This is a genomic window from Bacillus sp. ATD (assembly GCF_050585765.1).
Lineage (GTDB): Bacteria > Bacillota > Bacilli > Bacillales > Bacillaceae > Bacillus > Bacillus stercoris.
In genome coordinates this window covers 91,940-104,790 of sequence record NZ_JBOBQH010000004.1, presented here as the reverse complement: position 1 = coordinate 104,790, position 12,851 = coordinate 91,940, and the positions used below count along the sequence as shown (strand labels likewise).

Genomic DNA, 12,851 nt, shown 5'->3' with positions numbered 1-12,851 from the left:
TTAATTTGAAGAAACGTATTGCTCTATTGCCCGGAGACGGGATCGGCCCTGAAGTATTAGAATCAGCGACAGACGTACTGAAAAGTGTTGCCGAACGCTTTAACCATGAATTTGAATTTGAATATGGCTTGATTGGAGGGGCGGCGATTGACAAACATAACAACCCCCTCCCAGAGGAAACCGTTGCCGCTTGTAAAAATGCAGATGCGATATTGCTTGGCGCTGTCGGCGGACCGAAATGGGATCAAAACCCTTCGGAGCTGAGACCGGAAAAAGGGCTGCTCAGCATCAGAAAACAGCTTGATTTGTTTGCGAATTTACGGCCAGTGAAGGTGTTTGAAAGCCTTTCTGACGCTTCGCCTTTGAAAAAAGAATACATCGATCATGTTGATTTTGTTATCGTCCGAGAGCTGACAGGCGGCTTGTATTTCGGCCAGCCGAGCAAACGCTATGTAAACACTGAAGGTGAGCAGGAAGCAGTAGACACCCTGTTTTATAAGCGGACGGAAATTGAACGCGTGATCAGAGAGGGCTTTAAAATGGCAGCAGCCAGAAAAGGAAAAGTAACCTCTGTTGATAAAGCAAACGTTCTAGAATCAAGCAGACTGTGGCGTGAAGTGGCTGAGGACGTTGCAAAAGATTTTCCTGATGTAAAGCTGGAGCACATGCTTGTGGATAATGCAGCCATGCAGCTGATTTATTCACCGAATCAATTTGATGTCGTGGTGACTGAAAATATGTTTGGTGACATTTTAAGCGATGAAGCGTCGATGCTTACAGGATCACTCGGGATGCTCCCGTCAGCCAGCCTATCAAGCTCAGGTCTTCATCTGTTTGAGCCTGTTCATGGCTCCGCGCCTGATATTGCCGGCAAAGGGATGGCAAATCCATTCGCGGCCATATTGTCAGCGGCAATGCTTTTGAGAACATCTTTCGGGCTTGAAGAGGAAGCGAAAGCTGTAGAAGATGCGGTAAACAAAGTCTTGGCTTCCGGAAAAAGAACAAGAGACTTGGCACGGGGTGAAGAGTTCAGCAGCACTCAGGCCATTACGGAGGAAGTTAAGGCAGCAATCATGAGTGAAAATACAATTTCTAATGTGTGACAGCTTACGATAAGCGGTCTTAGTTCATAGGTAGAGGGAGGAAATAAAGATGATGCCTCGAACAATCATCGAAAAGATTTGGGATCAGCATATTGTAAAACATGGTGAGGGAAAACCCGATCTTCTCTATATTGATTTGCATCTCATTCATGAGGTGACGTCACCTCAGGCATTTGAAGGTTTGAGACAAAAGGGAAGAAAGGTCAGAAGACCCCAAAATACATTTGCGACAATGGACCATAACATCCCGACCGTCAATCGTTTTGAGATAAAGGATGAAGTTGCGAAACGCCAAGTAACGGCGCTTGAAAGAAACTGTGAAGAATTTGGCGTGCGCCTTGCCGATCTTCACAGTGTGGATCAAGGGATTGTCCATGTCGTCGGCCCTGAACTGGGCTTAACGCTTCCAGGGAAAACGATCGTGTGCGGCGACAGTCATACATCAACACATGGCGCTTTCGGCGCTCTTGCATTCGGAATCGGGACGAGTGAAGTTGAACATGTCCTTTCCACACAGACTCTTTGGCAGCAGCGTCCGAAAACACTTGAAGTGCGCGTAGATGGAACGCTTCAAAAAGGGGTAACGGCAAAGGATGTCATTCTAGCTGTCATCGGCAAATACGGTGTGAAATTCGGCACTGGCTACGTCATTGAATACACTGGGGAAGTATTCAGAAATATGACGATGGATGAACGAATGACCGTTTGCAACATGTCAATTGAAGCAGGAGCAAGAGCAGGTTTGATTGCACCTGACGAGGTAACATTTGAATATTGCAAAAACCGCAAGTACACGCCAAAAGGCGAAGAATTTGACAAGGCTGTAGAGGAATGGAAAGCGCTGCGCACAGACCCGGGCGCTGTTTACGATAAATCTATCGTCCTTGACGGCAACGACATTTCTCCTATGGTGACATGGGGCATTAACCCGGGAATGGTTCTTCCTGTCGATTCTGAAGTTCCAGCGCCGGAAAGCTTTTCTGCAGAAGATGACAAAAAAGAAGCGATTAGAGCTTATGAATATATGGGGCTGACTCCCCATCAGAAAATCGAAGACATTAAAGTGGAGCACGTATTTATCGGTTCCTGCACAAATTCCCGCATGACTGACCTTCGTCAGGCTGCTGATATGATCAAAGGGAAGAAGGTAGCTGACAGCGTTAGAGCCATCGTCGTGCCAGGATCCCAAAGTGTGAAGCTTCAGGCTGAACAAGAAGGGCTTGACCAGGTTTTCTTGGAAGCTGGATTTGAGTGGAGAGAGTCAGGCTGCAGCATGTGTTTGAGTATGAATAATGATGTTGTTCCTGAGGGAGAGCGCTGTGCGTCAACCTCTAACCGCAACTTTGAGGGCAGACAAGGAAAAGGTGCAAGAACACATCTCGTCAGCCCGGCAATGGCTGCGATGGCTGCCATTCACGGACACTTCGTTGATGTCAGAAAGTTTTATCAGGAAAAAACAGTTGTGTAAGGAGTGCGCGAGATGGAACCTTTGAAATCACATACGGGGAAAGCGGCCGTATTAAATCGGATCAATGTTGATACTGACCAGATTATTCCTAAACAATTTTTGAAGCGGATTGAAAGAACAGGCTACGGGCGTTTTGCATTTTTTGACTGGAGATATGATGCGAATGGTGAACCGAATCCTGAATTTGAATTAAACCAGCCTGTTTATCAAGGAGCTTCCATTTTAATAGCAGGAGAAAACTTCGGCTGTGGATCATCGCGCGAACACGCTCCGTGGGCGCTTGATGATTATGGGTTTAAAATTATCATTGCGCCGTCATTTGCTGATATTTTCCATCAGAACTGCTTTAAAAACGGGATGCTTCCAATCCGCATGCCATATGACAATTGGAAACAGCTAGTCAGCCAATATGAAAACCAGTCATTGCAAATGACTGTTGACCTTGAAAATCAGCTGATTCATGACAGTGAAGGCAATCAAATTTCATTTGAAGTTGATCCGCATTGGAAAGAGATGCTCATCAACGGCTATGATGAAATTTCATTAACGCTGCTGCTTGAAGATGAAATCAAGCTATTTGAATCGAAAAGAAGCTCTTGGCTTCAAGCCTGAAGAAGCGGCCGGTCTTAGTCCGGCGGCTTTTTTTGCCTGGTGAAACCTTTCATTTCTTGTGTTTGTTCACAGGTGTTGATACACTTGAACAAAATAAATGCCTGAAAGGAATATAGGTATGACGCATGACAAGAAAAACGCAAAAATTATTCCTTTTCCTCATCTGAAAGACCGCCTCGTGGAAAAAGGGATGTCATCACTCAAGGAAAAAAAGTATCAAGAAGCGCTTGAGCTGTTTTCTGAAGCAATAAAATATGATGATACTGAATCTGATCTTCACTTAGGGATGGCCATCTGCTTTTTAGAGCTGGGCGAACTGGAAGAGGCAAAAAGTGTGTGCGAGAAGATGCTCAAAGAAGGTTATGGCCATTATTTTACGGTTTTGCAGGTGTACATGACCATCTTAATTCAGCTCAAAAAATACGAAGAAGTCAAAAGCACTATTGAAGCCGTTTTGGAAGAAAATCAGCTGCCGGCAGAAAGCGCCGAGCAATTTTACAAGCTGCTTGATTTCAGCCGGAAAATGACCGATCCGGATCGAGAGGACGAGGCTTGGGACGAAGAATACGAGGATACAATTGACACCGAGAAAGTGCTGGCAAGCCCTGAGGAGCAAATGAATCTCATTCATTCCTTAAAAGACCGTAACGTAGCAAAGTATACAGGGTTGCTCAAAACAATCCTTCAAGACCCCTCAGCCCACCCGATTATCAAAACGATGATTGTTATGCTGTTGGCCGAGCATGAGTACAGTAAACCTGTGCACATTAGTAAATTTGGCGAGTCGTTGACAATTGAACCGTCTGAGATTGTCCCGCCTGATGCCGCTCCGATTCTGCACCGTGTTCTCAGGGTCCTGGATGAGACACTTGGAAATGAAAATCCAACCTTGTATGCGGCAGTAGAAGAATTGTGGAGAAGACATTTATACGTTTTATATCCGTTCCAGCCGAAATTGCTGTCGGCTGATCTTTGGGCGGCTGCCCTGCATAAAGTCGGCTACGAGATGCACGGGATTGAAATTGAAAGAGAAGAACTTCATATGATGTATGAATTTACCGACAGAGAACTCGATGAAGCTTGCACTATGATAAAAGATATTGAAGAAATTTCTTATTTGTAAATCACGCCATATAGTTGAAAGCGCTATGTGTTATGTTATAATATAGTGGTTGTATTTGTGTATAACGGGTTATAAGAAATACGGTTGGACAGGCTTTGCAGTTCATTATTAACATCTATACATAATGATTCTGATCTTTGGCAGCTTTGTTTTTGTTGGACGAAGCCGAATGATTGCTTTAGAATGGAAGACCGACACAACCTGAATAGATTTTTGGAGGGAAACACATGTCTGTAAAATGGGAAAAACAAGAAGGCAACGAAGGCGTTTTAACGGTTGAAGTTGATGCTGAAACGTTTAAAACAGCACTTGATGATGCATTTAAAAAAGTAGTAAAACAAGTTTCAATTCCTGGATTCCGTAAAGGTAAAATTCCTCGCGGATTATTCGAACAGCGCTTTGGCGTAGAAGCTCTTTACCAAGATGCTTTGGATATTCTTCTTCCTGTAGAATACCCTAAAGCGGTTGAAGAAGCTGGAATCGAGCCTGTAGACCGTCCTGAAATCGATGTTGAAAAAATCGAAAAAGGCGAAAGCTTAATCTTCACTGCGAAAGTAACAGTAAAACCTGAAGTGAAGCTTGGCGACTACAAAGGCTTAGGCATTGAAAAAGACGACACAACTGTAACTGACGAAGATGTTCAAAACGAACTAAAAGCGCTTCAAGAGCGTCAAGCTGAGCTTGTTGTAAAAGAAGAAGGCGCTGTTGAAGAAGGAAACACAGTTGTTCTTGATTTCGAAGGATTCGTTGACGGCGAAGCATTCGAAGGCGGAAAAGCTGAAAACTACTCTCTAGAAGTAGGTTCTGGTTCATTCATCCCTGGCTTCGAAGATCAATTAGTCGGCCTTGAAGCAGGTGCGGAGAAGGATGTTGAAGTGACATTCCCTGAAGAGTACCATGCTGAAGATCTTGCAGGCAAACCAGCTGTGTTCAAAGTGAAAATTCACGAAATCAAAGCGAAAGAGCTTCCTGAGCTTGACGATGAATTCGCTAAAGATATCGATGAAGAAGTGGAAACACTCGCTGAATTAACTGAAAAAACTAAGAAACGTTTAGAAGAAGCGAAAGAAAACGAAGCTGACGCTAAATTGCGTGAAGAGCTTGTTCTGAAAGCTTCTGAAAATGCTGAAATCGATGTGCCGCAAGCAATGGTTGACACTGAGCTTGACCGCATGCTGAAAGAATTCGAACAGCGTCTGCAAATGCAAGGCATGAACCTTGAGCTTTACACTCAATTCTCAGGCCAAGATGAAGCTGCGTTAAAAGAGCAAATGAAAGAAGATGCTGAAAAACGCGTAAAATCTAACCTGACTCTTGAGGCGATTGCGAAAGCGGAAAACCTTGAAGTATCAGATGAGGAAGTTGATGCTGAGCTTACTAAAATGGCTGAAGCATACAACATGCCTGTTGAAAATATTAAACAAGCCATCGGTTCTACTGACGCGATGAAAGAAGATTTAAAAGTTCGCAAAGCAATTGATTTTCTTGTAGAAAACCGTTAATATGGTGCATAATAATAGTAATAATAAAACAGGGCGCGAATCATTCGTGCCTTGTTTTGTACAATTATGAGTTATCTCTTTTTCTTGGGGCAAGATAGTTAATGCAGGGCAGTTTTTTGTCATACATATAGAATGTGCAAGTCAGAAACACATTGTTACCGTCTTTTTGGAAAGTATGGTAAAATGCAATACATACTCGTTTCGTTTCAAGAATCATTTTCTTTTGCTCTGCCGGTAAAAGAAAAAGTGAGACAAGATTAAGGGGTGAAAGAATGTTTAAATTTAACGAGGAAAAAGGACAATTGAAATGCTCGTTCTGTGGAAAAACACAAGATCAGGTTCGTAAGCTTGTAGCTGGGCCTGGTGTATATATATGTGACGAATGTATCGAACTCTGCACTGAAATTGTAGAGGAAGAACTCGGAACAGAAGAAGAAGTAGAATTTAAAGACGTACCAAAGCCTCAGGAAATTCGTGAAATCTTGAATGAATATGTCATCGGCCAAGACCAAGCGAAGAAATCACTTGCTGTTGCTGTGTATAACCACTATAAGCGCATTAACTCCAACAGCAAAGTCGATGATGTTGAGCTTTCAAAAAGTAATATTTCATTAATCGGGCCTACAGGAAGCGGTAAAACCCTTCTGGCGCAAACGTTGGCTCGCATTTTAAATGTGCCGTTTGCGATTGCAGACGCTACATCTTTGACTGAAGCTGGATACGTGGGTGAAGATGTAGAGAATATTCTCTTGAAACTCATTCAAGCTGCTGATTATGATGTGGAAAAAGCCGAAAAAGGCATTATCTATATTGATGAAATCGATAAAGTGGCTAGAAAATCTGAAAACCCGTCTATCACACGTGACGTGTCAGGTGAGGGCGTACAGCAGGCATTGCTTAAAATTCTTGAGGGTACAGTGGCGAGCGTGCCGCCTCAAGGGGGACGTAAGCATCCTCATCAAGAATTCATTCAAATTGACACAACAAATATTTTGTTCATTTGCGGCGGAGCTTTCGATGGTATCGAACAAATCATCAAACGCCGTTTAGGCCAAAAAGTGATTGGATTCGGTGCTGACAACAAAGCTGCTGATCTTGAGAAAGAAGATCTTCTTTCAAAAGTGCTTCCTGAAGATTTGCTCCGCTTCGGGTTAATTCCTGAGTTTATCGGACGTCTTCCGGTTATTGCAAGCCTTGAAAAGCTTGACGAAGAAGCTTTGGTTGCGATCTTAACAAAACCGAAAAACGCTCTTGTTAAGCAATTCAAGAAAATGCTTGAGCTTGACAATGTTGAGCTTGAATTTGAAGAAGAAGCGCTTTCTGAAATCGCTAAAAAAGCGATTGAACGCAAGACTGGCGCACGCGGACTCCGTTCTATCATTGAAGGCATCATGCTTGATGTGATGTTTGAGCTGCCTTCTCGTGATGACATTGAAAAATGTGTGATTACCGGGGCAACTGTGACACACGGAGAGCCTCCTCGCCTCTTATTAAAAGACGGCACTGAGGTTAGCCAAGATAAAACATCTGCATAAAGATAAACACAAACCTCCTGAATGAATCATTCAGGAGGTTTTTTGCATGTAAACTCTTCCGGAAAAACGTTTATTCCCGCCTCCTATGGGAGATACTAGCAATCAGAGGAATGAATTGGATACATAAATTGTTTTTCAGGAGGGACCACCATGAGTTGGACAGGGATCGCGTTATTTATTCAGCTGTTTTTTGGGATCATCATTGGTTTGTATTTTTGGAATTTGCTTAAAAATCAAAGGACACAAAAGGTCACGATAGATAAAGAATCAAAGAAGGAAATGGAGCAGCTTCGGAAAATGCGCGCTATCAGCTTGTCCGAGCCATTATCTGAGAAGGTCCGCCCCAAAAGTTTTCAAGATATTGTCGGACAGGAAGACGGTATTAAAGCATTAAAGGCGGCTTTGTGCGGACCGAACCCTCAGCATGTCATTGTCTATGGACCGCCGGGAGTTGGAAAAACGGCTGCTGCGCGGCTTGTGTTGGAAGAAGCAAAAAAACATAAACAATCACCGTTTAAAGAGCAAGCTGTTTTTGTGGAACTCGATGCGACAACAGCCCGTTTTGATGAAAGAGGAATTGCCGATCCGCTCATCGGCTCTGTCCATGACCCGATATACCAAGGGGCCGGAGCAATGGGGCAGGCTGGGATACCGCAGCCGAAGCAGGGAGCTGTCACTCATGCCCATGGCGGTGTGCTGTTTATTGATGAAATAGGGGAGCTGCATCCGATTCAAATGAATAAAATGCTGAAGGTGCTTGAGGACAGAAAAGTCTTTTTAGACAGTGCGTATTACAGTGAGGAAAATACACAAATTCCGAATCACATTCATGATATTTTTCAAAATGGGCTGCCGGCTGATTTTCGCCTGATTGGCGCAACCACAAGAATGCCAAACGAAATTCCGCCAGCTATCAGGTCCCGCTGTTTGGAGGTTTTTTTCCGCGAGCTTGAAAAGGACGAACTGAAAACTGTTGCCAAAACAGCAGCGGATAAAATTGAAAAAAATATCTCTGAAGAAGGCCTCGATCTTTTGACCAGCTACACGCGGAACGGACGGGAAGCTGTCAATATGATTCAAATCGCAGCGGGGATGGCTGTTACGGAGAATCGGAAAGACATTACCATTGAGGATATTGAATGGGTCATCCACTCTAGTCAGCTTACACCGAAGCATGAGCAAAAAATCGGTGTTGAACCGCAGGTCGGCATTGTAAATGGGCTTGCAGTCTATGGGCCTAACAGCGGGTCGCTTCTGGAAATCGAAGTAAGTGTAACCGCGGCTCAAGATAAAGGATCAATTAATATCACAGGAATTGCTGAAGAAGAAAGCATCGGCAGCCAATCAAAATCAATCAGGCGAAAAAGCATGGCGAAGGGTTCGGTTGAAAATGTGTTAACCGTGCTCCGGACAATGGGAATGAAGCCGTCTGATTATGATATTCACATCAATTTCCCAGGAGGGGTTCCGATTGATGGGCCGTCAGCAGGCATCGCGATGGCGGCGGGGATTTTCTCGGCGATACACAAAATTCCTATTGACAATACCGTTGCGATGACAGGCGAAATCAGCTTGAACGGCCTTGTGAAACCTATCGGAGGCGTTATACCGAAAATAAAAGCGGCCAAGCAGTCCGGTGCGAAAAAGGTGATTATTCCATATGAAAATCAGCAGGCGATCTTAAAGCAGATTGACGGAATCGAGATTATTGCAGTGAAGACGTTCCAAGAAGTGCTTGATAAAATTTTAGTGAATCCGCCAACGGAACAAAAACCGTTCCATATTGAAATTAATAAAGAATCCGTTTAAACCCTATTTTTATAATAGGGTTTTTTTCATGAAGGACATCTTTTCCTTTTTCATATCAGAAAGAAAGGGTATACTACGAGGAGACTGCTTTATAGAAAATGGAACCATGCCGTTTATTGTACAAGGATGAAAAAGTTGTATTATAATGGTTCATACTAAAGTCACGGAGGTGTCAGTCACATGGCAGAAGAATTAAAACGCAGCATCCCGCTCCTCCCTTTAAGAGGTTTATTAGTGTACCCGACGATGGTTTTGCATTTAGATGTAGGACGTGACAAGTCGGTTCAGGCTCTTGAACAGGCAATGATGCATGATCATATGATATTTTTAGCCACTCAGCAGGATATTTCGATAGACGAACCTGGTGAAGACGAGATTTTCACTGTCGGCACCTATACAAAAATTAAGCAAATGCTGAAGCTTCCGAACGGTACGATTCGTGTGTTGGTGGAGGGCCTCAAGCGCGCCCAAATCGTTAAATATAATGAACACGAGGAATACACGTCGGTCGACATTCAACTCATTCATGAAGATGATTCAAAAGATACAGAAGACGAAGCGTTGATGCGGACTTTGCTAGACCACTTTGATCAGTACATAAAAATTTCTAAAAAAATCTCGGCCGAAACGTACGCCGCGGTTACTGATATCGAAGAGCCGGGGAGAATGGCAGACATCGTTGCTTCTCATCTGCCCCTTAAACTAAAGGATAAGCAGGATATTTTAGAAACGGCAGATGTCAAAGACAGGCTGAACAAGGTCATTGATTTTATTAATAATGAAAAAGAAGTGCTGGAGATTGAGAAAAAAATCGGCCAGCGTGTCAAACGTTCAATGGAACGTACGCAGAAGGAATACTATTTGCGTGAACAGATGAAGGCGATCCAAAAAGAGCTTGGCGATAAAGAAGGCAAAACTGGCGAAGTTCAGACGCTGACTGAAAAAATTGAAGAAGCAGGCATGCCTGATCATGTGAAGGAAACAGCCCTTAAGGAATTGAACCGATATGAAAAAATTCCGTCAAGTTCTGCGGAAAGCTCCGTCATCCGCAGCTATATCGACTGGCTGATTGCTCTCCCGTGGACGGATGAAACAGATGATAAGCTTGATTTGAAAGAAGCAGGACGTCTCTTGGACGAAGAGCATCACGGACTTGAAAAAGTAAAAGAACGTATTTTAGAATATTTGGCTGTCCAGAAGCTGACAAAATCCCTGAAAGGCCCGATCCTCTGTTTGGCAGGACCTCCAGGTGTCGGAAAGACGTCTTTAGCCAAATCAATTGCAAAAAGCTTGGGACGGAAATTCGTCAGAATCTCACTCGGAGGAGTACGGGATGAATCAGAGATCCGCGGACACAGACGAACCTATGTCGGAGCAATGCCAGGACGGATTATTCAGGGGATGAAAAAAGCCGGCAAGCTGAACCCAGTTTTCTTATTAGATGAAATTGACAAAATGTCATCTGATTTTAGAGGAGACCCGTCATCTGCTATGCTTGAAGTGCTTGATCCAGAGCAAAACAGCAGCTTCAGTGATCACTATATTGAAGAAACCTTTGATTTATCAAAAGTGCTGTTTATCGCAACGGCGAACAATTTGGCTACAATTCCAGGACCGCTCAGAGACAGAATGGAAATTATTAATATCGCGGGCTACACAGAAATAGAAAAACTTGAAATCGTAAAGGATCACTTGCTTCCAAAGCAGATCAAAGAACACGGGCTGAAGAAAAGCAACTTGCAGCTGCGTGATCAGGCGATTCTTGATATTATTCGATACTATACGAGAGAAGCTGGTGTAAGAAGCCTTGAACGCCAGCTTGCCGCAATTTGCCGTAAAGCTGCAAAAGCCATTGTTGCTGAAGAGCGAAAACGGATTACGGTTACTGAGAAGAACCTTCAAGATTTTATCGGAAAACGCATTTTCAGATATGGACAAGCTGAAACAGAGGATCAAGTTGGTGTAGTGACAGGGCTTGCCTATACAACCGTTGGCGGAGATACGCTTTCGATTGAAGTATCGCTTTCACCGGGAAAAGGGAAATTAATCCTGACTGGAAAGCTCGGTGATGTAATGAGAGAGTCAGCTCAGGCAGCATTCAGCTATGTGCGATCCAAAACAGAAGAACTTGGCATTGAACCTGACTTTCATGAGAAGTATGATATTCATATACATGTACCAGAGGGTGCGGTGCCTAAGGATGGTCCGTCAGCCGGCATTACGATGGCAACAGCACTTGTTTCTGCTTTAACGGGGCGGGCAGTTTCTCGTGAAGTCGGCATGACTGGGGAAATTACGCTTCGCGGGCGCGTGCTGCCAATCGGCGGACTGAAGGAAAAAGCGCTTGGCGCACATAGAGCGGGATTGAAGACCATTATTGCGCCTAAAGAGAATGAAAAAGATATAGAGGATATTCCTGAAAGCGTCAGAGAGGGGCTGACATTTATATTGGCATCCCACCTAGACGAAGTTTTGGAACATGCCTTAGTAGGAGAGAAGAAATGAAAGTCACAAAGTCAGAAATCGTGATCAGTGCAGTAAAACCGGAACAGTACCCTGAAGGAGGGCTACCGGAAATTGCATTGGCCGGAAGATCAAACGTAGGAAAATCGTCTTTTATCAATTCATTAATCAATCGCAAAAATCTTGCGAGAACATCGTCAAAGCCTGGAAAAACACAAACGCTTAATTTCTATATTATCAATGATGAGCTGCATTTTGTGGATGTGCCGGGGTACGGTTTTGCCAAAGTGTCAAAGTCTGAGCGTGAAGCTTGGGGCAGAATGATTGAAACCTATATCACGACACGCGAGGAATTAAAAGCAGTGGTACAGATCGTTGATTTGCGGCATGCGCCATCCAATGATGATGTACAGATGTATGAATTCTTAAAGTATTACGGCATTCCTGTTATTATTATTGCTACAAAGGCGGATAAGATCCCGAAAGGAAAATGGGACAAACACGCGAAGGTTGTCCGACAAACATTAAATATTGATCCGGAAGACGAGCTGATTCTCTTTTCCTCAGAAACGAAAAAGGGGAAAGACGAAGCTTGGGGAGCGATCAAAAAAATGATAAACCGGTAGAGAATCCTCTACCGGTTTTATTTATCGTATAGATTTTTTCCGTTTTATCAATAATAACAATAAACTGATTCCAATAAAGACAAACGGCCAATACTCCTTCAGAAGTGCTGTTGGAATATGCGCAGACTCAAGCCACGCCATAATTTGTTTGAAAAAGTACAAAAACAGGGAAAAACAAATCATCGACACAGCCTCATATACATATTCTTTTTTTTGAACGGTTGAAACGAGTAGTGAGAAGCCGATCATAAAGAGAAGCATTTCAAAATCATCCGGCCACCATACCCATTTCGGCTTGGCAAAAAAGTGTAAACCGATCCCGAAGAGAAGCAAACCGATAAAGAAATGGGGTGCAACGGCTTCTTTTTTTCCTTGATATACAAAGGCTGCGCCTAACAGCATGAGGAGAACAGGCCATTGATCCTGTCCCGAAAACAGTTCAGCTTGGCCGCTTTCAAGCCATGCATATACAGAAGCGGCAAGCAGCAGACAAGGGAATAAAATTGATTTTTGTTTCATGCATATCACCTTCTTGTTTTTTAGAGCTGATGTGTAGTAAATTTCTGCTGTTTTTGGTATTGTCAATAGGAATGCTTCTTTTCCCTGAAGC

The 12,851-nt window shown here is 43.5% G+C and carries 10 protein-coding genes; 9 read left to right on the top strand and 1 reads right to left on the bottom strand.

The genetic code is table 11. The annotated features are described in order from the left end of the window. Positions 1-5: 5 nt before the first annotated feature. The 9 genes from leuB to yihA all read left to right on the top strand — a co-directional run bounded on the left by leuB (position 6) and on the right by yihA (position 12,241). Positions 6-1,103, top strand: a complete 1,098-nt coding sequence (leuB, locus tag ACQXR1_RS11100) for a 3-isopropylmalate dehydrogenase (RefSeq protein ID WP_227098890.1) — start codon at positions 6-8, stop codon at positions 1,101-1,103. A gap of 49 nt (positions 1,104-1,152) precedes the next feature. Beyond that, positions 1,153-2,571: a 3-isopropylmalate dehydratase large subunit gene (gene leuC / locus ACQXR1_RS11095; protein ID WP_040082254.1), complete on the top strand. Its 1,419-nt coding sequence runs from the start codon at positions 1,153-1,155 to the stop codon at positions 2,569-2,571. A 12-nt stretch (positions 2,572-2,583) separates the two neighbouring features. Next, positions 2,584-3,183 carry a 3-isopropylmalate dehydratase small subunit gene (leuD, locus tag ACQXR1_RS11090; protein ID WP_014664869.1) on the top strand — a complete coding sequence of 200 codons (600 nt, stop codon included), beginning with the start codon at positions 2,584-2,586 and terminating at the stop codon, positions 3,181-3,183. A gap of 118 nt (positions 3,184-3,301) precedes the next feature. Then, positions 3,302-4,306: a DNA damage checkpoint antagonist DdcA gene (gene ddcA, locus ACQXR1_RS11085; protein ID WP_430772123.1), complete on the top strand. Its 1,005-nt coding sequence runs from the start codon at positions 3,302-3,304 to the stop codon at positions 4,304-4,306. A gap of 227 nt (positions 4,307-4,533) precedes the next feature. Beyond that, a complete protein-coding gene (gene tig, locus ACQXR1_RS11080; protein ID WP_014480469.1) occupies positions 4,534-5,808 on the top strand; it encodes a trigger factor in 1,275 nt (424 codons plus the stop codon). Positions 5,809-6,080: 272 nt separating this feature from the next. After that, on the top strand, positions 6,081-7,343 hold the full coding sequence (gene clpX / locus ACQXR1_RS11075; RefSeq protein WP_003229613.1) for an ATP-dependent protease ATP-binding subunit ClpX: 1,263 nt from the start codon (positions 6,081-6,083) through the stop codon (positions 7,341-7,343). A gap of 150 nt (positions 7,344-7,493) precedes the next feature. Further along, a complete protein-coding gene (gene lonB, locus ACQXR1_RS11070; RefSeq protein ID WP_430772121.1) occupies positions 7,494-9,152 on the top strand; it encodes an ATP-dependent protease LonB in 1,659 nt (552 codons plus the stop codon). 180 nt (positions 9,153-9,332) lie between these two features. Next, the gene (gene lon, locus ACQXR1_RS11065) at positions 9,333-11,657 is read left to right on the top strand and encodes an endopeptidase La (RefSeq protein ID WP_014664864.1); all 2,325 of its coding nucleotides are present in this window, start codon (positions 9,333-9,335) and stop codon (positions 11,655-11,657) included. Beyond that, positions 11,654-12,241 (top strand): ribosome biogenesis GTP-binding protein YihA/YsxC, encoded by a 588-nt coding sequence (gene yihA, locus ACQXR1_RS11060; protein ID WP_014114673.1) that lies wholly within the window; start codon positions 11,654-11,656, stop codon positions 12,239-12,241. The genes lon and yihA overlap by 4 nt, the downstream gene beginning before the upstream one ends. Before the next feature lie 21 nt (positions 12,242-12,262). Here yihA and ACQXR1_RS11055 read toward each other — a convergent pair whose 3' ends face one another. Beyond that, complete coding sequence (locus ACQXR1_RS11055; protein WP_015714465.1) at positions 12,263-12,760, bottom strand: hypothetical protein; 498 nt, start codon at positions 12,758-12,760, stop codon at positions 12,263-12,265. Positions 12,761-12,851 lie beyond the last annotated feature (91 nt).